The 25,418-nt window shown below is 46.5% G+C and carries 21 protein-coding genes; 3 read left to right on the forward strand and 18 right to left on the reverse strand.

The window, feature by feature from the left end; all coding sequences use genetic code 11:
- Positions 1-55: 55 nt before the first annotated feature.
- The 18 genes from K8R76_08965 to der form a co-directional block, all read right to left on the reverse strand.
- On the reverse strand, positions 56-3,085 hold the full coding sequence (locus K8R76_08965; GenBank protein ID MCD4848308.1) for an O-antigen ligase family protein: 3,030 nt from the start codon (positions 3,083-3,085) through the stop codon (positions 56-58).
- Positions 3,082-4,155, reverse strand: a complete 1,074-nt coding sequence (locus tag K8R76_08970; GenBank protein MCD4848309.1) for an undecaprenyl/decaprenyl-phosphate alpha-N-acetylglucosaminyl 1-phosphate transferase — start codon at positions 4,153-4,155, stop codon at positions 3,082-3,084. The genes K8R76_08965 and K8R76_08970 overlap by 4 nt, the downstream gene beginning before the upstream one ends.
- A 199-nt stretch (positions 4,156-4,354) precedes the next feature.
- Complete coding sequence (gene ugpC, locus K8R76_08975; GenBank protein ID MCD4848310.1) at positions 4,355-5,416, reverse strand: sn-glycerol-3-phosphate ABC transporter ATP-binding protein UgpC; 1,062 nt, start codon at positions 5,414-5,416, stop codon at positions 4,355-4,357.
- 23 nt (positions 5,417-5,439) lie between these two features.
- Positions 5,440-5,823, reverse strand: coding sequence for a hypothetical protein (locus K8R76_08980; protein MCD4848311.1), 384 nt, complete (start codon positions 5,821-5,823; stop codon positions 5,440-5,442).
- A complete protein-coding gene (locus K8R76_08985; protein MCD4848312.1) occupies positions 5,820-7,082 on the reverse strand; it encodes a hypothetical protein in 1,263 nt (420 codons plus the stop codon). The genes K8R76_08980 and K8R76_08985 overlap by 4 nt, the downstream gene beginning before the upstream one ends.
- Positions 7,082-7,855, reverse strand: coding sequence for a hypothetical protein (locus K8R76_08990; protein MCD4848313.1), 774 nt, complete (start codon positions 7,853-7,855; stop codon positions 7,082-7,084). The genes K8R76_08985 and K8R76_08990 overlap by 1 nt, the downstream gene beginning before the upstream one ends.
- The gene (locus tag K8R76_08995) at positions 7,852-9,243 is read right to left on the reverse strand and encodes a sugar transferase (GenBank protein ID MCD4848314.1); all 1,392 of its coding nucleotides are present in this window, start codon (positions 9,241-9,243) and stop codon (positions 7,852-7,854) included. Before K8R76_08995 ends, K8R76_08990 begins: the two co-directional genes overlap by 4 nt.
- Positions 9,240-10,220: a glycosyltransferase gene (locus tag K8R76_09000; GenBank protein ID MCD4848315.1), complete on the reverse strand. Its 981-nt coding sequence runs from the start codon at positions 10,218-10,220 to the stop codon at positions 9,240-9,242. Before K8R76_09000 ends, K8R76_08995 begins: the two co-directional genes overlap by 4 nt.
- Positions 10,217-11,668, reverse strand: coding sequence for a B12-binding domain-containing radical SAM protein (locus K8R76_09005; GenBank protein ID MCD4848316.1), 1,452 nt, complete (start codon positions 11,666-11,668; stop codon positions 10,217-10,219). Before K8R76_09005 ends, K8R76_09000 begins: the two co-directional genes overlap by 4 nt.
- Positions 11,649-12,677: a glycosyltransferase family 9 protein gene (locus K8R76_09010; protein ID MCD4848317.1), complete on the reverse strand. Its 1,029-nt coding sequence runs from the start codon at positions 12,675-12,677 to the stop codon at positions 11,649-11,651. Before K8R76_09010 ends, K8R76_09005 begins: the two co-directional genes overlap by 20 nt.
- Entirely contained in the window at positions 12,670-14,112 is a 1,443-nt protein-coding gene (locus K8R76_09015; GenBank protein MCD4848318.1) for a glycosyltransferase family 39 protein, read from the reverse strand. The genes K8R76_09010 and K8R76_09015 overlap by 8 nt, the downstream gene beginning before the upstream one ends.
- Positions 14,094-14,819: a ChbG/HpnK family deacetylase gene (locus tag K8R76_09020; protein ID MCD4848319.1), complete on the reverse strand. Its 726-nt coding sequence runs from the start codon at positions 14,817-14,819 to the stop codon at positions 14,094-14,096. Before K8R76_09020 ends, K8R76_09015 begins: the two co-directional genes overlap by 19 nt.
- Positions 14,816-16,189 (reverse strand): B12-binding domain-containing radical SAM protein, encoded by a 1,374-nt coding sequence (locus K8R76_09025; protein MCD4848320.1) that lies wholly within the window; start codon positions 16,187-16,189, stop codon positions 14,816-14,818. Before K8R76_09025 ends, K8R76_09020 begins: the two co-directional genes overlap by 4 nt.
- On the reverse strand, positions 16,173-17,471 hold the full coding sequence (locus tag K8R76_09030) for a glycosyltransferase family 39 protein (GenBank protein MCD4848321.1): 1,299 nt from the start codon (positions 17,469-17,471) through the stop codon (positions 16,173-16,175). Before K8R76_09030 ends, K8R76_09025 begins: the two co-directional genes overlap by 17 nt.
- A gap of 8 nt (positions 17,472-17,479) precedes the next feature.
- Complete coding sequence (locus K8R76_09035; GenBank protein MCD4848322.1) at positions 17,480-18,676, reverse strand: ABC transporter ATP-binding protein; 1,197 nt, start codon at positions 18,674-18,676, stop codon at positions 17,480-17,482.
- Positions 18,677-18,680: 4 nt separating this feature from the next.
- Entirely contained in the window at positions 18,681-19,475 is a 795-nt protein-coding gene (locus K8R76_09040; protein ID MCD4848323.1) for an ABC transporter permease, read from the reverse strand.
- Complete coding sequence (gene plsY, locus K8R76_09045; GenBank protein ID MCD4848324.1) at positions 19,472-20,095, reverse strand: glycerol-3-phosphate 1-O-acyltransferase PlsY; 624 nt, start codon at positions 20,093-20,095, stop codon at positions 19,472-19,474. Before plsY ends, K8R76_09040 begins: the two co-directional genes overlap by 4 nt.
- A 7-nt stretch (positions 20,096-20,102) precedes the next feature.
- Positions 20,103-21,404, reverse strand: a complete 1,302-nt coding sequence (gene der / locus K8R76_09050) for a ribosome biogenesis GTPase Der (GenBank protein ID MCD4848325.1) — start codon at positions 21,402-21,404, stop codon at positions 20,103-20,105.
- Positions 21,405-21,474: 70 nt separating this feature from the next.
- Here der and K8R76_09055 point away from each other — a divergent pair, with 70 nt between their 5' ends.
- The 3 genes from K8R76_09055 (at position 21,475) to K8R76_09065 (ending at position 25,289) form a co-directional block, all read left to right on the forward strand.
- Positions 21,475-21,963: a hypothetical protein gene (locus K8R76_09055; GenBank protein MCD4848326.1), complete on the forward strand. Its 489-nt coding sequence runs from the start codon at positions 21,475-21,477 to the stop codon at positions 21,961-21,963.
- Positions 21,964-22,048: 85 nt separating this feature from the next.
- Positions 22,049-23,188 carry an HD domain-containing protein gene (locus tag K8R76_09060; GenBank protein ID MCD4848327.1) on the forward strand — a complete coding sequence of 380 codons (1,140 nt, stop codon included), beginning with the start codon at positions 22,049-22,051 and terminating at the stop codon, positions 23,186-23,188.
- Entirely contained in the window at positions 23,178-25,289 is a 2,112-nt protein-coding gene (locus tag K8R76_09065; protein ID MCD4848328.1) for an adenylate/guanylate cyclase domain-containing protein, read from the forward strand. The genes K8R76_09060 and K8R76_09065 overlap by 11 nt, the downstream gene beginning before the upstream one ends.
- Positions 25,290-25,418: the final 129 nt, after the last annotated feature.

A 25,418-nucleotide genomic window follows, 5' to 3' on the forward strand; every position in this document is an offset into this window, starting at 1 on the left:
GAAGTAGACGCCTGCATATGTGGTGTTGCAGCAGATGGCTGGTGATTTATGCGGGCTAGATCCGGCCCATCACAAGATCTGTTTTAAGTATTTCAATGACTTGACCGTATAACGGATTGTGCAGGCTGTTCACAACCGCATCCATACCGTCGAGCATACTTCCTATCTGATACCTTGTTTCCGTCTCACCAATCAGTTCCACAAGATTGCCCCTTGAACTCCTTAAACCATCTGCGATATATTTTGTCTGTTCGGATGAGAAGGTTGGATTCTCGTAGTAGAATGAAACAAACAGAATATAGAGCCATGCTATCTTAAGCTTCTGTATTTCAGGATTATCCGGGTTTTCCAATTCCAGTTGCGTTAACCCGGAATATGCTCCTTCCAGAAGTGATCCGTCTCTGATTACAACAGATAATGAATCATCGTGCAGCATACTGTTCGAATAGCAATACAAAGGGCCACCTGTTTCTTTCCAGATGCTGCTGAAGAAATCCTGTAAATAAGATGGAACATTTTCTTTGAAGCCAGGGGTTGAGTTAACAAAACTCACTGTATCGAACACATATCTGTCCAGGATAAGAGCCAGGCTTTCACTATCTAAAAACAGCTCTCTCTGTTCGGGCGTTTCCAGATCGGAAGAGAGCAGCATACTGTTAAGCGCTATGAAGAGATCTACGGGGCCACCAGGCCAGACGATCATATTATTATAATTGCCATAGATAATATAATCCCGTAATATGTTCTCCAGTATTCTTGCTCCCTCCATTTCTCCTTTCTCCGCAAGAAGCAGACCCATAGCAGTGAACTGTGCGGGGAGTATTTCAATATCTTCCCGAGCAAATTGACTGAGTTCATCCATCAAACCTGAAGTATCACCTGAATTCATTCTCTGTATTATTTCCAGTCCATTTTCCAGCTCTCTCAGCTGAAATTCCATTCCGCTTCTAAGTTCATTCGTGACAGACGGTACGAGACTGTCAGAGATGCTTGAGAACGCATGAAACAAGCTGTCAGCTGAATCCGGATGTTTCAGAAAAGTATTTCCGGTATAAAACAGCAATATCTGAATGTATCTTGTTCTTTTGAAATCTGTCATTGTACTGAACAGATCTTCATCTCCGATCATTCCAAGCCATTGGAGATGACATGCACCTGTCTCTTCAGTAAGCGGAGCCAGAAGGAATGACTGTCTTATGTATTTATCTCTGTTGTGAGCATGAAGTCTCCATGCGGTTCTCATTGAAGCCAGAGCGCCGTTCGTGTCGCCAAGATTTGTCCGGATCAGTACGATATTATGATGTACCTCAGCATAATTCGGTGCTCTTTTCATCAGAGAATCGTAGGCGGCAAGTCCAAGATTCACATATCGATCCGCCTCTTCAAGATCAAAAGGAACTCTTCCGCTCATATGCATAATGTTTATCATCGGAGTTGATAGCGGTTTGCACAGTAAAGCTCTGGTGACATAAGAGCTTCCGAGAGCATACCACCCGCCGAGTTCATCAGGATTAGTCTCAACACATTTCGAACACCATGAAATTGAACTGTCCGCCAGCTGAACGGCAGTATCATAGTAATACAGAGCCCTTCCTGCGTCCTCATCATTTCTGGAGATGTTCCAGGCTGAAGCAGTATTCACAATATCGTTCATTATCGGTTGGATCTTCGTCAGATACATATCCTTGCCTATGAACAGCTGTCTTCCGGATCTCATTGATGCGACGTAATATGGAAAAGCAACACAACCCAGAATGACAGCAGTAATGGATAGAACCATAACAGCGCCAGCTTTTACTTTCCCTTTCATCAGATTCCACCTTGCCGGGATAGACGCAAGAATAAGCCCGAGCAGTATGGCAAGCAGAATCGCGGACGGTGGCCACCGAAGAGCAACAGAAACAGCTGCTTCCGACAGCAGAGCTATAACACCTCCGTAAAGTCCGAGTACTGTCCAGTCCTCACTGTACGAAGTTATGTTCTCCGAAGGTTGGATGAGGGTTTTCCTTTTTCGATGTAGTATTCTGATAAAGAAAAAGGCAACCGTTACGCATAATAGAAAACCGATAATACCAATATCCACAAGGATTTCCAGATACTCGCAATGTGAATGCAGTGTATTATGACTAACACCAAGAGTAAAATATTCAGGATCCCTGAATTGTGGAAACATTATCTGAAAAGACCCCGGTCCAAGGCCGAATACAGGATTCATGGCAATCAGGGATAGAGAACCGGACCAGATGAGTTTTCGAACCTGTAAGGTTCCACCGCTTTCTGTATCTGTTAATTCTTCCATCCTGTTCTGCATGAAGAAGATAGAACCGACTATCAGTACAAGAAGCATTAGACTGACAAGTATCAATCGACGTTTGTTCTTCCTTATGAACGGTGCAAATGGCGCAAATGCGGCAACGGCAAACAAACCTATCAGGCTTCCGCGGGTCTTGCTTGCAATCAGGGCACCAGAACATAGTACAACAAAAATAAGCACAACGGGAATTCGGATCTTAGCGAGTCTTTCTCTGCCGAGAAGGAATCCAGCGCCAACAGGAAGCATTGCTACAGCAAAACTTCCCAGCAGGTTTGCGTTGCCCAGGGTTCCAGAGCTTCTTGCCTGCATAGTCAATCCGCTGTCCCATGGAAATATCATGAAACCGAGAGATTGCACCATAGCGTATACTGACAGGAGAACGGAAGCACTCACGAGAATCCATAGAATCATATCCCTGCTGGATCTGGTAAACGTCATCGAGATTACAGCAGCCAGTCCGCCAAGGGCGATAAGACTGTATATCATCTTCATGGCGTTTACGGATCTGGATCCTGTGTAAAATCGAAATATCACCCATCCGATCAGAAGGATGTAGGAAAGACATAATGGAAGAGTAAGTCTGTTCGCCGCTATTTTTCTTCCGGAGATCAGAATAATCGCAGTGACAAACAAAACAAGAGCCGACCCGGCAACTGCAAACTGTTCCTTTATAAGAATACTGCTTCTGCTGTTCGTGTAAATCAAGAATATGGATCCCAGAATAATCAGGCCTACGATTACTGTTATAACTGATCTTGGAATATCCTTCATTCTTTTTTTACCTTCTCTGCGCGGCTGATGAAGAATGACAGGAGGCTGATAAGCCCGAGAGCGTGAGCCAGTACCAATACAGCCTGATAAGGTTTAAGTGTAGGCAGAAGAAGGGCAAGGATTCCCATAAGTATAGCAATCACAATCAAAACCTTTACAGCCTGGCTATGAGAGAGTCCGATTCTCATCAGACGGTGAGCAAGATGATTTCTGTCTCCGCTAAAGAGAGGCTTGCCTGTCTTCCTTCTGTAGTTCAGTACAAACACTGTATCAACCAGAGGAATGGAAAGCACAAGCAGTGGAGCGAGCACAGCTATCTCACGAATGGAACCCTCAGGCGTGTAAACACCGAGAACAGCAATGATACCCAGCACAAAACCCAGCATATTACTTCCGCAATCACCCATAAAAATGGACGCAGGATTATAGTTGAAAATCAGGAAACCGGCTGAAGCTCCGGCAAGCGCAGCACTAATTAAGGCTACAGGATAATTACCTGACAGGAGATTGATAATCATGAAAAATATCGCGGCAACGGCACTCGATCCGGCTGCAAGGCCATCCGCATGATCAAGAAGATTCAGAGAATTCGTAATTCCGACAAGCCATAACACCGTGAGTGGAGCTGCAAGCCAGGCAAGACTGCTGCCTGTCAGAAAAATATTGAGCAGGGTTCCTTTAACAACAAAAATGAACCCTACAACAAGCGTGGCAAAAGTGTGAAATACAAGCTTGAGAACAGGAGATAATCCGAGTATATCATCCACAAGGCCAACCAACGCCATCAATCCACCGCCAAGAATTACAAGCAGGCAGAGTGGTTTCCAGCCAAGAGAAGTCATATTACCGGATGGATCTTTCAAGATAATCATACCCGCCAAAAGAACAATGCCGAATGCGAGATAAATCGAAAGACCTCCGAGCAGGGGTGTAGTAAGCAGATGCCTTTTCCTGGATCCGGGTCTGTCAACAACATTGGTTCTTAAAGCGATACGCCGTACAGCGGGAGTGAAAATCGCACTTAAAGTGAGAGTTCCAAGGAATGCAATACCGATTATACTGACATGCATATTTCACCAGCTCTCATAGAATAACCGGAATCGACACACTTACACTCATTTATACAACAGTACTCGGGGACATGCACTCTCTGGTGCGTGTCCCCAAAGAACATGACTCTCTGGTGCGTGTCCCCAAAGAACATGACTCTCTGCTGCGTGCCCCTCAAAATACTTTGCCTCCGGCAAAGTTGCCTGAAAAAGATACAGATCATACATCAACCTTTACTCGGATGCCGTCAGGATCAAATAAATGACTTCTACTGATATCAATCGAAAATCTGAGGGTCTCTCCAGGAACAATCTGAACTTGAGGACCGCATCTGACTGTGAACTGCCTTCCGGCGAATTTCATGTAAATAATATTTTCATTTCCAAGAGTTTCAAGAACCTCCACACGACCCTCAAGTGGAGCGTCAGCAGCAGGATGAATATCCTCAGGTCTGATTCCAAATGTATATTCCCCATCAGGCACACCAGAATAAATGGAAGCCTGTATCAGATTATCACCTGAACGCAGCACTGAACCCTCAAGGCTTACAGGAAGGAAATTCATTGCGGGGCTGCCTATGAATCCTGCGACAAAGCTGTTCTCAGGGAAATCATATAAATCAAGAGGTGAAGCGATCTGCTGAATATAGCCATCCTTCAGGACAACTATCCTGTCCCCGAGAGTCATTGCTTCTGCCTGATCATGTGTTACGTAAATCATCGTTGCCTGAAGCCTGGTGTGGAGCCGGCTTAATTCGTTTCGCATCTGCACCCTGAGTTTAGCATCAAGGTTGGAAAGAGGTTCATCAAAAAGAAATACGGATGGATGTCTGACAATTGCTCTGCCAACCGCAACTCTCTGGCGCTGACCACCTGAAAGCTCTCTGGGTCTCCGATTAAGATAATCTGAAATACCAAGTATTTCCGCTGTTTCCTGAACATTCTTATTGATAAGTTCTTTCGGCATCTTCTTCATTCTCAGAGAAAAAGCCATATTGTCAAATACCGTCATGTGAGGATACAGAGCATAATTCTGGAAAACCATCGCAATATCCCTATCCTGCGGCTTCTTATCTGTGATTGGCTGATCATCTATGAAAAGCTCTCCTGTTGTGGGCTCTTCCAGTCCTGCAAGTAATCTGAGAGTTGTTGATTTGCCGCACCCGCTGGGTCCTACAAGAGCAAGTAATTCGCCATCTTCAACTTCCAGAGTAAATTTCGCGAGTGCAAGGATATCTTTCTGATAGATCTTACTAATCCCCTCAAATCTCACAGATGCCAAAAGCTACTTCCTTTCAAGACTGCTCAGTCAGAGATCAGAATAACAGAAACGACCTTATCTCTGAAAACTGCAGTTTCGGGATTATCGAGGTCCCTGATCCACCTGTACCCGTTAATGAAGAATGCATACCTGTATGAGCCAGCGTCTAATTCACTGATATCCAAAGCCCAGAATCCATTCTCCTGTTTTTTCATTCTGCCGATCAACGGATCGATTATACCTCCGGCGCTTTCAGATCCTCCCCATTCGTTCCAGTCTGAAAGAACCTGTACAGAGATGGCTTCCGGCATCCAGAATAAGAGCTGCTCCCCCTGTTTCTGTGGTTTTTCAATCGGAACGATTAAGGAACATCCTGAAATAAGAACCGGAAGTATCGTAATCAGCAACGCCATTCGTTTTTTTATCAATGCAGAAGCCCTCTCAGGTTTATTGAAAGAGTCACGTCACTACCATGTTCCCAGTGTATTCCAATCAGACCTGACACAGGTCCGAGAGCTGTCGAGATATCCAATCCGCATGCGGGATCAAGGCTGCCGTCAACATCAGCTGAAATTGTCAATGCCGCAGATACATCCTCCCTTGGAGTGCAGGAAGCCATACCGGTTAATCTCGTACTGTCTTCCAGAATTTCAGCACTTAATCCCGCAGAAGCAAAGGAATCTGCTGTACCAGCTCCAAAAACTGCTCTGTAATCTCCATCAGCATAAACGTCAAATTCAATATCCCAGAAGACGGACGATTCGGATACCATTGCTGCGGTTACTGATACCCCGCTGAGACTATCACTTTCAAGATCAAGCATACCGATAATTCCCGCACTGGCAATGTACCTTACAGATCTGAGGTATGCTCCCAGTTTGAGTAATCTCTGACCCGGTACAAAGGCATCTCCAGGAGCTGAGAATTCCTCTCCGGCAAAAGCGATACCAGGAACAACTTCAATTTCTCCCAGAGCTGTTGTGAAGTTTCTGAAATCACGAATCTCCCCTGCTACTGCCCATCTGCCCTTCTCACCTTCCGCTCCCGCGATTAAAAACCATGGTTTGAAATATCTGAAATCACTTCTGATTGATAGAGCATTCAATACAATGTTATCATCCAGCGGAGATTCCGCGGAATGATAGTGTACCCGTGAGTACGAAAAACCTGCAAAGCCCATCCATGGTGAACTGATATTCAATTGAGTCAGGGTATCAGAACCTGTCTGCTGAATCATGTATTCACCATTAAATCCCAGAATTCCACCAATTGAGAAACCGTATCCCTGCAGTGAATCAATATCGATCCAGCCCCATTCAACCAGCGGATTACTGAGACCCGGAATAAATGGCTGCCTGTCGTGCAGATACAGACCCGCTCCAACCCATGGAGTGCCTGGCCATTTCACAACTGCTCTGGCTCTGCGAAAAATAAATGTATCTGAAGAGTCACTCATGAGTGCTCCGGTTGCAAGGAAATCTACTTCCTGTGATTCCGCCATTATACTGAGTGCAGCATCCACATCGGTGCTATCAATTACTGGATGGTTTCCAGCCCACATTCCATTCCCGGTTGCCGACACAAGGCATTTCCAGCCCATAGTCCAGCCTTCAGGTATCAGATCGACATCCGTGGAATCGGGAACCGCCGCCAGCAGGATCAGCAGGACAGAAGCGAGAGCGCTCATCAGAATCCTCCGGGAGAGAATGATATACCAAGAACCTGTCGATTATCATGATTATCAAGCATGACTGCCCAGTCAACTCTTAAGGAACGGTAATAAGCAGAAAGACCGGCATTCCACGATAATCCGTCTGAACCGGTTCTTACAGAAAGCCAGTCATTGACGGAAAGATCAAAGCCGAATGAAGGTCTGCTTTCCGTGACTGAGAAATGTCCTCGGAATCCTCTGTGAAATACAGTTGAAATACCGTAACCGATCTCTCGATCACGAAGTTTATCGCCGAATATTCTCAGGTTTGAGAAATTCACACCGATGGCTACTGTTGGAAAGATCGAGAATTGAAATCCCAAAGAAGCTGAAAGCATATTCAGAGGTTCGGTTTCATCAGTTAAGGCAAATCCAAGTGACGCTCCAACAGAAATACTTGGTCCAAAGACTCCTTCCATGAATCCCACAGGATCTCCTCGAAGTGTTCTGGCGATACTCACAGATGCGTCAAGTGTATCAGGATCTGATCCGGATCGAGTCCACCCCAGTCCGGCTCCACAGTGAATCGAGCCTGATTCTGTGGCTGCAGCAGCATAGATACCATTGTTATTCTCATCACTGGCAGCCGCGTATACAGCATATTCAGTCCCAATAATCCGGACAAGTCCTGCAGGAGCATACAGACAGGAAGCAGCATCGTCAGCAAATGCGTATGGATAGCAAGTACAACCGGATACTCCGGGTCCGGGAGCAAAAGAAACCAATGACGCAATAAGAAATAAAATCAATATGCTCCCCTTCCCCTGAAAATCGTGATCAGCGTTTTCATCAGAATAGTAAAATCAAGCATCAATGACTGATTTCTGATGTAGTAGTAATCATATTCCAGGTTGTCGTGCAGGGGAAGCTCTTTTCTTCCCATTATCTGCCACATTCCGGTAAGGCCCGGTTTAACATCCAGTCTGTGACGCTGCCAGGCGTTATACTCCTTTACGATAAAAGTCATCTCGGGTCTTGGTCCAACAAGGCTCATTTCGCCACGGATGACGTTGAACAGCTGCGGAAGTTCATCCAGACTGGTTCTTCTGAGGAATTTCCCGGTCCGGGTAACTCTTGTATCATCCATGGATACCGGAGCAACCTCATATTCATGCGAATCAGGTTTCATTGTTCTGAATTTCAGCAGAGTGAATTCCTTCCCTTTCAATCCAACCCTTCTCTGTTTAAAGATCGGTGATCCCTTACCTGTAACCAGAAGAATCAGATACAGAACAGCCATCAATGGGAAAAGAAGCACTGCCATGAAAATAGAAATAAGAACATCCGTAATTCTCTTTGTAATTCTGTGCAGGGTTCCAGGCTCACCATAACCGATTTCAATAATTGGCAGTTTAACCATATCATCCAGATCTGTTCCGCCTATGGCGATCTCAAACAGATCGGTTACAAGTCGAAAATGAACCTCGTTTCCGGTAACATTCGATATAATCGACAGCATCTCGGATCTATCAAGCTCAGGCGCAGCGAAAAATACCTCATCAACCTTTAAAGTTTTTATCTGTTCAACTATGTCTGCAAGTGATGCTACAATTGGTATACCCTCAAATTCATCATTTTCGATATCTCCGGGAGATACGATACCGATTATCTCCGGGGGCTTCCCTGGCAGATTTAAAAGAGCTGATATAATCCTCGAAGCTACTTCTCCTGTGCCAACAACAATAATCCTCGGTACTTCTGCAATGGGCGCTATGATATGCGCAATCCTTCTCCCGACAGATCGAGTGGCAGCAGCCACGGGAATTGAGATTCCGATAAACATGAGAAGCATTATTCTCGAATAGTCCATCCGTACAAGATAGCTTGCTGCCATCAGCGCAACAGCAAGATACAAAAGGGCTTTCATGAGCTTCTGCAGTTCACCAAGACTTCCCAGATAACGCTTTGGTTTGTAGAGCCCGACTCCGGCAAAGGAAATCAGCCACAGTATAGCAACAACCGGCAGAACCGTGATGTAAGTCTGGATGGAATGGTAAAATCCCGGCAGCAAGGATCTGAGAACAGAAGTCCTCAGAAACCAGGTCAGAATGAATGATGCAGGAATTGCAATCGCATCCGAAATAACCAGCAGCACGCTGAGAACACGATCTGCTTTTCTAACAGGAACGAATTTCATTCTCCCGCCTTTCCGGCGGTAAATATACCCAACAGGATTCCAGAAAAAAGCGCACACCCGCGCCATACTACAAAAAGAGGAAGAATGGGAATCAGAAATGGCTCATTCCCCGCAGCTATCAGCATAAGAGGAATTGAAGAGATGATGATGCATCCGGCCCACATACCAGCAAATGATGGATATCCCGTTATTGACAGTACAAAAATGAGAGGAAGAAGCATACACATGATGATCTGCAGTTTCAGCGCGAATGGAGTATAAGATCCTCCTCCAGCCTTATCCGGAAACTTTCTGAGAACTTTCATTCTCCATCTTCCCCTGGATACTTTCATCCGGAAGTACTCTCCCCAGCTCTCTCTGTGTGTATGGGCGACCAGAGCATCCGGTTCAAACATAAGATTCATGCCCATGGCTTTCATTCGATAAGAAAGATCCACATCCTCATGATCAGGCATTGGAAACGACTCATCAAATCCTGCTGCACGCTCCAGAGCTTCTCTTTTAAAACCTGCAGAATATGTATCAACAAGATCTGTATCTCCGTGTTTTATTAAGAGCTGATACCTTTCCTCAAATTCTATCTGCGCAAGTCTCTGAATGATTATCGATCCTCCGCTTGAGTAAGCTCCTTTTACAGCATCAGCTCCTGCTTTCAGTACACTGAGCAATCGTTCAGCCCAGTCTTTTTCAGGTTCGCAATCCGAATCCGTAAAGAGTATGTACTCACCACTGGAGGCTCTCCACCCTCTGTTCCTTGCTGAAGCGGGACCGGAGTGCGATCCCTCCACTATCATGTCAGCTTTTTCCTGTATTCGTGGAGGAAGCGGATTCCCGCCGTCAAGAGAAACAATGATTTCAAGACTGTTTCTGACTGTCTGACAATCGAGAGCATCCAGACATCTGACAAGCTGATCTGAATCATTGTAACTGGGTATGATTACACTTGCCCGAACAGATGAATTCGTGAGATCGTTCATTTTTTTCTCGAATTTCTGAGTATATATTTCCGGAAGGTTGAGAAAGCCCTGAATGTCCTCTTTCGTTCGTCAGCATCCAGCAGGCATGCACGCATTTTCCTGAAAATATAAAGCGGCCTGAGGTAGAATTTCCTGCGCGCATGGTCACAGAAATCAACGAGCTGTTCTGATGTAAGCTCATCCGTGCTGACAACACAGTTGTGAAGTCCGTCCTCCGTCAGCCAGTCCCTCCATTCAGTAGCGGTAAGATTTCCCGATTCATCCGCCTGCCGGTATGCTTCTGTGCCTGGATAAACCATCATTGGATAGAACTGCGCTGTATCAGGATTGATCTCCAGCGCGAATTCAAGGGTCTCCTCCATTGTTTTACCGGTTTCCCCTCTTGTTCCAACCATAAAACACCCATGCACCAGAACACCCGCCTTAGCAGCGTTCCGCATGAATGCCCTGGACATCTCAGTTGTTATACCCTTCTTCATATTTCTGAGCATTTCGTCGCTGCCGCTCTCGAAACCTACGCAGACCGATCGAAGCCCTGCTCTCCTGCAAATTGAAAGCGTCTCGTAATCGACATTCGCACGAATGTTGGATGTCCAGGAAATTGACACATCTGCTCTGATCATCGCTTCAGCCAATTCACGCAGTCTCTTTTTGTCAACGGAAATAGTATCGTCTTCAAAGAATACCGCTCTGGCATCGGGAAGATTATCCTGCACCCAGAGCATTTCCCGGATGATATTATCTATCGATCGATATCGAAATTTTCTTCCCTGAAGAACCTGGGGAAATACGCAGAACGTACATTCATAAGGACAGCCCCTGCCACCCATGATCATAACCTGCGGATAAAGAGCATTAGGATTGTTATAGTTTTTGATATTGAGGTGTTTCGCATACACTGTACTGACAAATGGAAGAGAATCAAGATCATCCAGTCTTTCTGAATGCCCCGTAGAATAACCTTCTCCTTTCGGACCCCTCAGAAACAGACCCGGTATTTCAGCTGGATTTCCGCTTACTTCAATTGCTTGAGCAAGCTTAACAAGAGGTATCTCATACTCTCCCACAACAATCCCGTCAAATCTGCTGCCCAGCTGGAGTGTCTCCTCCGGGAGAGCAGATGGATGAGTCCCCACAAGCATAACAGTCCTTCCCGGCTTACAGAGACTGTCCGCGAACCTGACATCCGATTCAATGGATGGCGTGGAAGTCTCCACTATTACAAGTGAGGGATTGAATTCGTCAATTCTGATCGCGGTCTTCGCAATATCAAGCCCGTCAGCGGGGGCATCAATCAGATCCAGTTCATTCCCGCTCTGTTCAAGAGCACCGGCAGCGTAAGCAAGCCATATCGGGTAGTAAAGTGTCCCGCTCTTTGTAACTGCCGGGCTTCTCTGTCCTCTGCTGTAATCGGGAAGAAACGGCGGGTTAACAGCTGTAATTCTCATGCATCACCTTCTGAATCGAAAACCATGTATCGTCAGTTCCCAGTGAATCCATGCAGATCGCTCTTTTCTGCGAACAACCGGGGAAAAGACTGTTTGAATAGCACGGCGAACATGGAACATCCGCGACAACGGGAGTAATAAGACCCTCAGCGTACAGAGTACAGGGTGAAGTCGGACCGAACAGTACAACGGATGGCAATTTTCTGGCAACAGCCAGGTGTGCCGTCCCGCTGTCAGCGCCCAGAAATCCAATACATCTATCAAACAGGGCGGCTGTCTGACCCCATGTTGTTTTTCCGGTCATGTTTAACACCTCTGAAGTAACCATGGAAATCATTTCTTCTGCAGCGTCACTGTCACCGATTCCTCCTACAAGAAGCACCCTGATGCCCATCTTTCCCAGCCTGTTCGCGATGGTCGCGTATTTCGAAGGCTGCCATCTCTTCTCCAGGACGTTATCTCGCGGATTTCTTCCTCCACCCGGCGCAATGGCAAAATACGAACCGCTTATTCCAAGTTTGTCAACCCATTCACGCTCTGAATTTTTGAGCGAAAAAAGCGGTCTCCAGTCAGAGGGTTGGACCCCGGCAGTTTTTGAATAGGAATATCCTGCGTAGTCCGTCTCCTTCATCGGAAACACCTCTTCCCAGTTTCCGAGAGCTGAACCTCCTCCGGATCTCATTGGCGCTCCGGTCAGAAACCTCACCCACCTTCTTACTGCGGGAGAACCCTGAAATACAAATGACTCGGCAACACCTCTCAGATGTTTTCTATTCCGGATAGTCCATTTAAGGAATCCTGTGTAACCGGATCTGCCCGATGGCGGAACCGGTGCTGTAAATATTCTGTCAATGCCGGGAACACGCTCCCATACATCTGCAGCAGAGGGACCTGTAAGAACCCAGCAGATTCCCTTTTTCTCCTTTATGAGAGCCTGTACAACAGGTGTACAGATCATCGAGTCTCCGAAGGCGTGTGTCTTTACAAAGAGTACTGGCGCTTCAGGCATTCCCGGTTGCCCTCCATGACTGATATCTCTCCAGCGAATACTGCACCCCGATCATCGCGAGTATTGCCATGGGATAATCAATCGCGACCCGGTGAGGAGTTCCTGAGGCGGTGAGCAGGTGCATCAGTGCATACCCGACCACTCCTGTAGCAATGTAGAATCCGCCGACACCTTTGCTGAAACAGCATCTGACAGCTCCGCCCCACACAAAGAACAGTATCCAGAAAAAGAACAGAAGCCCAGCCAGAGTATACAGAACAGAGAAGGAATTCAAAGGAAAAGGCTTGAAAAACTCAATGAATCGCAAAGAGATCAATCTAAGTGTCAGTACTGGATTCCGAAACATGAAAGCTGTGTTCCTTTCGAACAGGATTCTATCTCTTTCCCATTCGGATTCATCTCTGAATTCCGGGAATTCCGCAAGCTCGGGCGAATTCAGCTTATTAATGTATTCTCTCCGGATATCTCCATATAGCAGTTTTGCCCCTTCAACCTCATTCACAAAATGTTCTGTGAATATCCTTCCATTGTATTCCCACAGATTCACACCGCCCTGAGTGGGCATAATCCGGAAAGATCCGCAAATTTCCCTGTTCCTCAATCCCCATGGAAGCATAAGCAACATGAAAACCCCGAGAACAACCATGCCATAAGAAAATCCTTTTAAGGAAAATACTTCGGCTTTGAATGTAGAGATTTCCGCCTTCCGTCTCACAGACAAGATCTGCCTGATCTTCGGCGCGAACGGAAGCAGAAGAGTTATCCATATCATCAAGGGGAGAGAAACGGGGCGGACATAGAATGAACATGCCCATGCAAGCCCGGTTACTGCTGCTATCAATATCATTTTCCCGGTCGAATGAGAGCCTTCAAGGAGTTTCAATGATAGAAGCACTGAAATCAGGAATAACAGAGAAAACAGCGCCTGTGTTGCGGGAATCGCTTCGTAATAGAGTTCGAAAGGGTCAAGAGCCATGAATATCCCGGCTAACGCAAGGTATTTCCCCGAAAGAAATCTTCCGGCAATCCTCATCCCGATCAACACGGTAAAAAGTCCCAGAAACAGCTGTATACCACGTACGGCCAGGAAATTTCCCGATCCGAATATCGCATATATGGAGGCCATGAAAACAGCATATCCAGGGACAAGAAACGTCGTAGGCCTGTCAGGTCTTAATCCCCCGTAGTACGCATTAACTCTTCTGTAGAACTCAAATGTTTTCTGAAACATGGGGTTTGCTTCGGCTTCCCTTTCAGGATAAAGCATTGATCCTGAAAGCATGAAACCATTTCCGCTGAGAAGGTTTTCAGCCAGATTGGACTGGGTTCTGCCCTCACCGATAAGAAATACTCCCTGAGATGCTGCTCCAAACACTATAATTCGAGCAACAAGCGCAAGGAGAAGTATTCTCCTGGTTAACTTCGCTTCAGCCATTCGTTGAACCATTCTGATCGCATCAACTCCAATTCATCAGGTTGTGTTGAAGCCCATACTGGAGAAATAGCCGGATGCGTCACGAGTTCAGCCAGACCTTCACGCTTAAGGCTCCCGGAAAGTCTTTCAAGGTACTTCCTTGTAACATTCCCGCTTCTGGAGAATCCAAGCATCAAATCAGGTGTCACTACACCCCTCTTTTTTGCCATTTTCTTCAGTTTCCTGCCAAGACTATTAAGCACAATCCCGGATGGGCGTCGAAATTTGTCAGGCAGAACAGCTGCTCTGACCGTCCCGATTCCGTATTCCTTTGCCAGATCAAGTATTACTTCTCTCAATCCGGACAGATTATGCAGGTGATGATGGCTGTCCAGTCCGGTTATCATCACGCCTGCTGAGAGAACTCTTTCAATCTGGACTCTCCATTCATCTTTGACTTTCCCGGCCAGAACAGATCCGCTTCTGAACCAAGTATGGAAAGAGTCCGGAAACTCGACTCCTGTCAGAAATGGAGGCTCCGAGCAGTTCAAATGGGCAGATATCCTTAAACCCGGGCTGTTTGCAATATCAAGCGCCTCATCGAGAGCTGTGCCTGTTACGAATATGCTCAGGCAGTTAACCCGACCTGCGTTCAGCAGTATTTTCGCCGCTTTGTTCACCGATGTTGAAAGCCCCATGTCATCAATTGTCACTTGAATTTTCATCATACCCTTCTCGCTTTCAGAAGAGTCCTTTTAAGGTTTCGCGGACCCAGAACCGTTCTGATGGTTCTGAATATTCTGCTCGGTTGAAGATAAAATTTCAGGAACGCCATTTTCTTCATCTTTTCGATCGAACCCGGTTCAATTCCATCAAGAGAATAGACAGATGTATGAAAACAGTCAAATTCGCTGTAATCTCTGTTAATAAGCTCTTTCGTCATATCCCATAACATGGTATGAGGAAAAGGAGTAGTGATGTCAAACACAGCATCGTCAAAAGGCTGTTTCGCGGCAAAATCAATTGTTCTCTTCATCTCTTCGATAGTCTCTCCCGGAGCACCAAGCATAAAATACCCCTGCACGACTATTCCCCTGTCATTCGCAAGGCGCAAAGCCTTCTGTACACCCTCCACAGTTATACCCTTGTTGTAGATATCATCCAGAACTCTCTGAGAGGCGGATTCCACACCCATGTTGATTTTCGCGAGTCCGGCTTCCTTCATATGATCAAGCAATTCACCACTCAGAAGATCCGCCCGTACATTGCAGCACCATTTCAATTCAACACCCCGCGAAAGCATCTCATCGCATATGGCATGTACCCAGTCATGATCCAGTATGAAGGTGGAATCCTCGAACATGAATGCATTAATTCCGAATTTTTCTTTAAGATACTCAAGTTCATCAACGATATTGGACGGTGATCTCTTCCGAATTTTCTTTCCGAATATTTCGGACAGCGTTGGCTGACAGAATGTGCATTTGAACGGGCATCCTCTTGTAGCCATCACAGAGGTTCCGCGCAGAGACGAATCAATCCTGTCCATCGAATACCAGCTTGAGAAGTACTTTTCCATATTAAAAATTGACCTGTCCGGAAATGGAAGGGAATCAAGATTCTCCGTAAGAAGCAAACCTGGATTTCTTCTTGTTTCATCACCCGACATCCAGCAGGCTCCTGGAACATCATCCCACCGTCCGGTTTCAAGAATTCGTGAAAATGCTATCTCTCCTTCACCGGAATAGACGAAATCTGATTTCATCCTTCTGAGAGTATCCTCCGGCAGTACTGTCGCATGCGGTCCTCCCGCTGTAAAAACTGCATTAATTTCTGAACTCCGGATAATCTCCGCTACTCTTACCGCGGCTTTCAATTGTGGAGTAACAATGGATATTGCGATAAGATCAGGCTTGTAATTCAGCATCATGCTTTTGAAAGAATTGAACGGATCTTTCAGAAAAGACATGTCACACAGTTCCACTTCGCATCCGGATAATTTTGCCAGAGCGGACAGGCTCGCTATCCCGAGAGGCGGCTGACCGGACGGGTATCGTGTTTCCGGGAAAACAAACAGAATCCTATTGAATGCAGGCATTATTCTCCTCAACCCATCTGAGTTTTCTCGATACAAACAGAACCGAAGCGATGATAAGAACGGTCTCTACCGGAAGTCTGTAACGGATTCCACCGTGCGCAAGCGAATGCATGAGAAGATATACCAGGAAAAATGATGCCAGAAACAGAATTTTGCCATCTTTACGCCGCCGGATTATTTCTATTGTACCGAGCACCAGTAAAGGCAGGTACAGGAATAATCCGACAAGAATAAATATCGGATTGCTAATCGTTCCTCCTACAGGAGAAATGAACAGACCGAATCGAATAACGGACAAATAGAGAAAAAGTACCGGATTCGCGAATATGAACTGATTCGCTCTTTCCGAGAGAACGCTGCTTCTCTCCAGTTCGCTGTTTAATCCTTCCATGGACGGATACTTCAGTAAGTCCCTCCTGTTTATTCCATCCTCGATCCACCCCGGTACTACTATCCCTTCCATCGCAATGATCTCAGGATTATTCCGCATCCACAGATTAAGGGCTCCTTTGGTTGGCAGGAATACAGGACTGCCCAGTTCAATCTGATTTCTCACAACCCAGGGAACGCAGCAGACAGTAAAACCCGCAAGAAGAAAAAGGGAGGTTTTCCATTTTTTCCTGAGTAACAGATAGAACAGCTGCAGTGGAAGCAGAAACACGGCTGTGCTTCTGATCAGGAAAAGAAATCCCGTCACAATTCCGGCAGGAAAACCTGCCTTCATCGTTTTCACAGAACGAATGGTCAGCCACATAATCAGAGGAAGCATGGAGATATGGATGGAATCTGTCATTGCATACGCGCTGTAATAAACGTAATAAGGGTAAATAGACCAGATAAGCGCAGCAAGAAATGCCTGTTTCTTTCCCCAGTTCTCCTCCACCATTCTCCATAGAGCCCAAGCGCCAAGCAGCGCGAAAACACAGTTCAACAGAAACACGGCTCCGGTGGTAGGACCCGCAATAATGAACATCAGCGCAAGAATGACCGGATATCCCATTTCCAGGGAGGCTGTTGGAGTTTCAACGGGCACCATTCCAAATACATAATCAGGATCAGCGTTCCATGCGGCCTCAAGGCTTGTTTCTCCAGCTCTTAGATTCTTCAGCCATCCCAGATCTTCACTGAAGGACATCCCTTCAGATGATGCGATTCTTCCAGCCAGCCTTAGATAAATACCCTGATCCCGCTCCGGTTCCGGGAAGTAGCCTCCCAGATATATGAACCACGCGATCCTCGGCAGCAGGACAGCCATCACAATCACGATGTTTTTATGCTTCATCAGACAGTTCAGCATTGTTTCCATGTAACATTTGAAAGCCGAAGCGGAGGATCGATCCTGACATCAAGAAGAGTAATTGGATAGAAGAATTCCTGCCAGTGATAATCCTTTCGTGCGAGTGGATCTGTAAGCGCGAGCCCCAGTATGTAGGAGCCGGGCTCTTCAACATCGAGCATTATCTCAATACTTGCCTCAACCGATTCGCTGAAAGAAAGCAGTGGTTCATTCATCTCCAGATTATTTGTTCCGATAATAGTCTCACCATCCGGTCTGTGAAGTGAGAATCCGAACACCACGTTATCAACAGTTCCTGAAAGACGGGTTTTAATAACAGCATCGATAACGATTTTCTCGCCCTTTCGGAATAATCCTGCGGGTGTACCCGACACGTCTCTAAGAGTAACGGAATCGAACCACACTTCACGGTTGCCCCATTCTTTCGGTGAGACTGCCGCGGCAACATGTTGCGAACGAATACCATCCAGATATTCTGAAAGAATATCCTCAACTTCCCCATCCTTCTGTATCCTGCCGTCATTCAGCCAGACAGCTCTGGTGCACAGTCTGGTAACCGCATTCATATCATGTGATACGAAGATTATTGTCTTTCCACTCTTCCGGAAACTCCAGATGCGTTCGTAGCATTTCGCCTGAAAGCTCGCGTCTCCGACAGCAAGGACTTCATCAATCAGAAGAATATCCGGATCGACCGCTGTTGCAAGACTGAAGCCAAGACGCATGAACATCCCGCTGGAGTAGTATTTAACTGGAGTATCCATGAACCGGGTCAGTTCAGCGAAGTCTGCTATCTCAGGGATCAGATCTTTCATGGTATTTCTATTTAAACCAATGAGTGATCCGTTCAACATCAGATTTTCCTCGCCTGTAAGATCAGGATGAAAACCAACACCAAGGTCAAGCAGAGAGGCTATTCTTCCCCCGGTTTCCGCAATTCCTGACGAAGGTTCGTAGATCCCGGCCAGAAGTTTCAGCGTAGTTGATTTTCCCGCACCGTTTGCACCTATTATCGCCAGAGCCTCACCCGGTTCAACATCGAATGTCACCCCATCCAGCGCTGTGAATAATTCCATTTTCGTGCTGCGATTAAAAACGTTCAGCATCGTCTCCCGCAGTGTTACCGCCCTGTCGTGATACAGCCTGTATGCAAGCGAAACATTATCCATGAGAATTGCGCCTGGTTTCATTTGCCTACAACTCCTTGACGACGACAGGTTCGGCTTTTCTGAACACAGCTGAACCCAATATCAGAAATACCACAGACCATGTACTCAGTGAGATCCAGCACCATGCAGCCGGCCAGGTTCCAGCGTAGAGTATGGAGTGCATTATCTCCATGAATCCGGCAACCGGATTGAATCTCAGAACCTGAAGCAGTCTGGGAGATTCAATAATGTTAACTCCGATAGAATCAAGCGGATAGATTATTGGAGAAGCATAGAACCATGCAAGAAGCAGAACTTCCACAAACTGTTTTACATCACGGTAAAAGACATTTCCTACAGATAGAAGCATTCCAGCACCGATTGTCATTACTGTAAAAAGAAGTATAGCGGGAATCAGAAGAATAATTGATAATCCAGGGGTATGTCCAAAAATTATAAGCACAGCTTCCAGTACTATCAGAGCCAGGACAAGGTGAACCAGATTAGCCAGAACCTCGGCAACGGGAAGAGACATTCTTGGGAAATATATACTCCGGATAAGCCTGTGATTGTCAAGAAGAGTGGATGTTGAAGCAGAAAGAGAAGATGAGAAGAAATTCCATGGAAGCAACCCCGTGAGAAGAAAAAGAGAAAAATGGGGAATCGCACCGCCGAATCTTAAAATTCTCGTGAATACGAAGTAATAAACGATCATGCTGAAAAGAGGTTTCAGAAGAAACCATCCAAAACCAAGAACAGAACGCTTATATCGCACTTTCAAATCCTTGGAGACAAGGCTTTCCATAAGAAGTCTCAGTCTGCCGAAATTCCAATCACTCAATCTGACACCTGTCTCCTTTGGAAACTGAATCTGCTCTCTTCTCCCCGCAGAAGTCTCCTGATGTTTGGTCTGTGCCGCAGAATTATCAGAACCGCAACGAGAATCATGACCACCTGCACAGGCACTTCCCCTGGATCGAACAGAAATACCGCTGGAATCATGCAGACAGCAGCACAGATAGAACCCAGTGAGACATATCTGGTTAAGAATAATGTCAATATGAATACGCCAACACCTGTTGCTATAGCCAGTGGGGATAATACAAGCAGGACTCCCAGAGCAGTAGCTACCCCCTTACCTCCTCGAAAACCAAGCCATGGAGTGAATACATGACCGAGAACAGCGCAAATCGCCACCATCGCAACTACAGTAGCACTGACCGGGGGAATATTCAGCATTCCATTTGCTGCAACAAGTACGGGAAACGCTCCTTTCACAGCGTCAAGAAAAAGACCGGCGATACCGTATCCGGTACCGCATACCCGCATGAGGTTCGTTGCCCCGGCATTGCCCGAACCCTCGCTCTGAATATCAACACCTTTCAATCTTCCAAGCAGCCATGACCATGGTACGGAACCGGATAAGAACCCCAGAAGCAGATAGAATAAAACGGGCCACATCGTCATATCAGTGTTTTCTCTTCCTGTAAATGACCTTCATCTGAACCCCTCTCATACCAAGACATTCCCTTAGATTGTTCTCAATATAACGACGGTAATTCTCGGGTATATCCTCAGGACGATTAGAGAATATCATTATTTTAGGAGGGCGCTGACCGATCTGTGTGGCGTAAAACAGCCTGACAGGCTTTCCTCTTGGTGTTGGCGGCTGCACTTCCTCGACTGCCTGCATGAGTTTCCTGTTTATCTCTGAGGTCGAGAGATCCTTCTCTCTTGTTCGCGCAACTTCAACCACAGTGGAAAGTATTCTGCCGACGCCCTCACCGGTGATCGCTGAGAAGAATATTATCGGGATCCATCTTGCCGGATGAAATCTTTGAATAATACTGTCAATCCAGAGTTGTTTGTCAATTCCCAGATCGATCTTGTTAACACCGATAACAACGCCCTTGCCCATCTCCCAGGCTTTGCCGGCAATCCTGATATCCTGTTGAACCGGATACTCGGCAGCATCCATAAGAACCAGGACAACATCACCTCTGGATATGGATTTCCATGCCCTGACAGTGCTGTAGAACTCAACGTTATCCATTTTTCTTGTTCTTCTGCGAAGTCCTGCCGTATCAACGATTCTGATATCGTTGTCATTCCATGATACCAGCGTATCTATGGAATCCCTTGTAGTTCCCGGAACATCTGTAACAATATTCCGGTCTTCTCTGCAGATCCTGTTTACTATTGAACTCTTTCCGACGTTCGGTCTTCCGACAACAGCAAGAGATATCTCATATTCTTCACTCTGTTCAACTGCTGGAAGAACATCTACCACTGCGTCAAGCAGATCACCGGAACCAAGTCCGTGCTGAGCGCTGATCGGCCATGGCTCTCCCAGGCCCAGTTTGAAAAACTCCGGGACCAGCGGAATACGCTGGTCGTTATCGACCTTGTTCACAGCCAGAAAGGCAGGTAAGCCTGATTTCCTGACAAGCTCGGCAGCTTCAATATCGAACGGATGAATTCCCGACGTAACATCAACAACGAGTATTACTGCGTCTGCTTCCTCCAGAGCCAGCTGCACCTGCTCCCTTATGCTCTCCTGAAAAGCATCCTCGCTTCCAGGAGCAAGACCACCCGTATCGATTACGAAAAAATCGTATCCGGTCCAGTTAGCCAGAGTCATGTTTCTATCTCTGGTAACTCCTGGAAGGTCATCAACTATGGCGATTCTACCACCGGCGATTCTGTTGAAAAGAGTGGATTTGCCTACGTTGATTCTTCCCACGATAGCTACCGCCGGTATACTGGACAAGCTTCACACCCTTTCTCTAGATTAACCATGATTATACGTTATTGAAGACTTGATGAGGGAGTCTCAACAATTGAAGTTTGGAGATTATATGCTTTATTCCTGGCTGTTAACCATGGTTCTTTTTTCAACACCTTCTGATATAGGCGATATCCTGCCGGCTTTCAGAGACTCGATCATCAGGGGTAATGGATCAGGCGCTGTTGAAATGATATCGGAACACGCAGTTTATGTTGTAGATTCGGTGCTTGCACATGATCCGGGGCAGATTGCCCGGATCGTATCCTATTTCGGAATCGAACTTGCTCTCCCTGATGAGGGTAGCGCAGATGCAAGACAGATACTGACTGATATTCTATCAGATCCATCAGTTGCAGGCATGGTAATGCTTATGGGAGTATCCTCCGGAGATCCGATCTCATCCGGAGAAAGAACATTTATCCCTGTTGACTGGGGTCTCCCGGGCTCCAGAGACACCTTGTTCATTGAGATAGTTTCTGAAAACGAACAGTGGAAGATCAATGACTATTTTGAGGTAATCCCCTCTGGAAGGGGTTCATAGAATACGATATGAACTGGTGATATCCTTGAACAATGGGTATTGTATAATTGAGTATACAATTGTATTACCCTCAGGAGATTGAATTATGCTTTTCAGCAGTACAAACAGGGATACGACTAGGCTCCAATCGATTATCAGAATTACTAGAGCTGTCAGTACAGTACACGATCTTCACACACTGATAACTCTTCTTGCGTCTGAAACAAGCAAAGTCCTTAATGTGGAGCGTTCCACTGTTTTCCTCTATAGCAGAAAAACGGATGAACTCTGGTCCTACGTGGCTGAAGGTGAACCGAACGAAATCCGCTTCAGTGCCGATCAGGGCATCGCCGGTTCCGTTTTTCAAACTACAGAGACAATTATCCTGAACAATGTCTCCGATGATGAAAGATTCAATAAAGATATAGATGACACCACCGGATTCATAACAAGAAATATGATTACATCGCCGATTATCAATCCTTCCGGTCACTGCATCGGTGTTTTTCAGGTCATCAACAAAGAAGGCGGGAACTTCAGGAATGACGATGCTGAATTCCTGCAGATCGTCGCCGCGGAAGCAGCAGTAACCATTGAGAATGTAAGACTGCTTGAGAGTCGAAAACGGATGTTCGACAGCCTTATCAAGGCTCTCGTAATTTCAATAGAAGCGCGCGATCCACTTACAGCGGGGCACAGCTTTGATGTTACATTTCTCGCAGGTAAGATCGCCGAGTATCTAAAATTGGACAGTGACACAAGCGAGGCGATCTACTACGCGGCACTTCTCCATGACTATGGAAAAATCGCTGTTCCTGACAGCATTCTGAAAAAACCCGGTACGCTCTCCACGGAGGAGTTCTCCATACTCAGAAAACATGTCCAGCATACTCGAATAATACTCTCCCCAATTGAATTTGAAGAGAGGCTTGAACAGATACCGGTATTCGCGTCGCAGCACCATGAAAGAATCGATGGAAAAGGATATCCTGATGGCCTCAAGGGTGATGATATCTCGATAGGTGGAAAAATCATCGCTGTCGCTGATGTATTCGAGGCGCTTACAGCTAAAAGGCATTACCGTGAGCCGTTCACCCTCGAGAAAACGCTCAATATTCTTATTGAAGGTATTGACACTCAGTTTGACAGAGATGCCGTTCTCGCCCTGAGACAGTATTTCATTGACATCGGCAAGATCGAACCGGAGAAAGTGCCGCTTCTGGAGAAAACCAGAGATGTTCTCTAACCCTTTTGTGCCCGGCAGCAGAACAAGAAGGATATTTCAGGTTCTTCTGATAGCTCTGTTATCAACTATTATTTCATGGAGTTTCTCGAACCTCGAATTCGCGGACAGTCTTGAAAGAAGTACTCTTGATCTGCGCTTCCGACTCTCCCCTGCTCCGGAAAAGGCAGACAGCGGCATTGTACTTATTCTGCTTGACGGCGGTTCCATGGATCAGCTGCCATTTCCCGTTCCACGTCAGCTTTACTCCGATGTTCTTGCGATTCTTCAGGACTGGGGAGCTAACGCAGTCGGTTTTGATATCCTCTTCGATCTTCCATCAATCTATTCTGTAACAGAGGACAGTATTTTCGGTTCTGTCGCGTCTGATGGAAGAACTGTATTCGTCATGTCTCTGCTGCAGCGCGAAGACGGCAGCCCTGTTCCGGAGAACGCGATCATCGACATTTCAGGTGATTATTCCGAACTGGATTCCGCCTTTTCCTGTATACCCCCCTGCCAGATGATAGCACAGGGCGTTCCTCTGCTTGGAAGCAGCAACGACAGACAGGATCCGGACGGAGTCTTTCGAAATATCCGACTCCTTTCGGCAACACCGGACGGCATTGCAGCATCACTGCCGGTAGCACTTGCATGGCTTGCTCTCGATAAACCTGAGATGTCTGTTGATAATGATCGATTTACCCTTGGTGAGAACAGTTTCCCGATTGAAGACGGCTGCAGACTGCAGTTGAAATATCATGGCCCGGCAGGAACCTACAGAAGCCTTCCTCTGGCCGATCTTGTTGCTGCTCTTAACGCCAGAGCGACAGGTTCGCCATGCCCGGTCGATTCATCTCTCTTCAATGGAGCACTCGTCCTGATAGGTTACGCCGCCCCTGCTTTGTACGACCTCAAACCTACACCATATTCTGCCAAGTGTCCGGGGGTTGAGGTGCTCGCCACAGCACTTGATAATCTTCTGAACGGTGACTGCCTGTATCATATCCGGGGATGGATTTCAGTAATCACTGCATTGCTTGTATCCCTGTTTGCGGCCCTCTTTCTGTCAGCTGTCAAAAAAATCCCCCTTGGAGCATCCTTAGCGGTACTCCCGCCTCTTTTTCTCCTGGTTATATCACTTCTGCTGTTCCGCAATGGAATCTGGATCGACACGGTCTGGCCTGTTTCTTCCGGATTGCTGACCATTCTCTCAGGGGGAATTTTTCTCTTCAGCTCGGAGAACCGGAGAAAGCAGGAGATCAGAACAGCTTTCTCACAGTACCTTTCACCGGATGTTGTCGCCAGGGTGACCGAACATCCGGAGACTCTGGTACTTGGTGGGGACAGAAGAGTGATGACAACCTTCTTCTCGGATATAAGGGGATTTACAGGTATTTCAGAGAAACTCTCTCCGGAAGAGCTGGTCTCTCTTCTGAATCGCTACCTCACTGCAATGACCGACATTATCCTTGAAACGGGCGGAACTGTCGATAAATTCGAAGGTGACGCGATAGTAGCTTTCTGGGGAGCTCCCATAGAACTTGACGATCACGCTGAAAGAGCTTGTTCCGCCGCCCTTCAGTGCCAGAATGAACATATTGAAATGAATCTTCAGCTTACAGCAGAGGGGTATCCGGAACTGATAACAAGAATCGGTCTGAGTACAGGCGAAATGGTTGTTGGGAATATGGGCTCCTCCAAACGCTTTGATTACACTGTAATGGGAAGCACGGTCAACCTTGGTTCAAGGCTTGAGGGCGCGAACAAGGTCTACGGAACATCCATAATGGTTCCGGAGAAAACCTGTATAAAAGCCTCAGATAATTTCGTCTTCCGTGAACTCGATACGATTCGCGTTGTAGGCCAGAAGATACCGGTGGATGTGTTTGAACTTGTCTGCGCAAGAACCGATCTCTCCGATTCGCAGAAGAAGATTCTCGAATGCTATTCTGAAGCGCTGAAACTCTACAGAGCAGGCAGATTCGAAGATGCGGAACAGAAATTCTCAATAATAGATGATGAGCCTTCCATCGTGATGGCTGAAAGATGCAGGCATCTGAAGGAAGAATACAGAAACAGTGATGAGGACTGGGACGGAATTTTCAATCTGTCATCCAAATAGGACTCGGGGACATGCAGGCTCAAACACCACCATGGGGACATGCAGGCTCAAACACCACCATGGGGACATGCAGGCTCTGCTGCGTGTCCCCATTAACTGAACCGATAAAAACACAGGTATGGACAAAAG

The sequence above is a fragment of the Candidatus Aegiribacteria sp. genome (genome assembly GCA_021108435.1).
Classification (GTDB): Bacteria; Fermentibacterota; Fermentibacteria; order Fermentibacterales; family JCC-6; genus Aegiribacteria.

Coding starts and splice junctions, on each gene's coding strand:
- K8R76_08965 (MCD4848308.1), bottom strand. CDS start 3,085: ATGAAGGATATTCCAAGATCAGTTATAACAGTAATCGTAGGCCTGATT.
- K8R76_08970 (MCD4848309.1), bottom strand. CDS start 4,155: ATGCATGTCAGTATAATCGGTATTGCATTCCTTGGAACTCTCACTTTA.
- K8R76_08985 (MCD4848312.1), bottom strand. CDS start 7,082: ATGAGCGCTCTCGCTTCTGTCCTGCTGATCCTGCTGGCGGCGGTTCCC.
- K8R76_08995 (MCD4848314.1), bottom strand. CDS start 9,243: ATGAAATTCGTTCCTGTTAGAAAAGCAGATCGTGTTCTCAGCGTGCTG.
- K8R76_09000 (MCD4848315.1), bottom strand. CDS start 10,220: ATGAACGATCTCACGAATTCATCTGTTCGGGCAAGTGTAATCATACCC.
- K8R76_09005 (MCD4848316.1), bottom strand. CDS start 11,668: ATGAGAATTACAGCTGTTAACCCGCCGTTTCTTCCCGATTACAGCAGA.
- K8R76_09010 (MCD4848317.1), bottom strand. CDS start 12,677: ATGCCTGAAGCGCCAGTACTCTTTGTAAAGACACACGCCTTCGGAGAC.
- K8R76_09015 (MCD4848318.1), bottom strand. CDS start 14,112: ATGGCTGAAGCGAAGTTAACCAGGAGAATACTTCTCCTTGCGCTTGTT.
- K8R76_09020 (MCD4848319.1), bottom strand. CDS start 14,819: ATGATGAAAATTCAAGTGACAATTGATGACATGGGGCTTTCAACATCG.
- K8R76_09025 (MCD4848320.1), bottom strand. CDS start 16,189: ATGCCTGCATTCAATAGGATTCTGTTTGTTTTCCCGGAAACACGATAC.
- K8R76_09030 (MCD4848321.1), bottom strand. CDS start 17,471: ATGAAGCATAAAAACATCGTGATTGTGATGGCTGTCCTGCTGCCGAGG.
- K8R76_09035 (MCD4848322.1), bottom strand. CDS start 18,676: ATGAAACCAGGCGCAATTCTCATGGATAATGTTTCGCTTGCATACAGG.
- plsY (MCD4848324.1), bottom strand. CDS start 20,095: ATGTGGCCCGTTTTATTCTATCTGCTTCTGGGGTTCTTATCCGGTTCC.
- K8R76_09060 (MCD4848327.1), top strand. CDS start 22,049: ATGCTTTTCAGCAGTACAAACAGGGATACGACTAGGCTCCAATCGATT.
- K8R76_09065 (MCD4848328.1), top strand. CDS start 23,178: ATGTTCTCTAACCCTTTTGTGCCCGGCAGCAGAACAAGAAGGATATTT.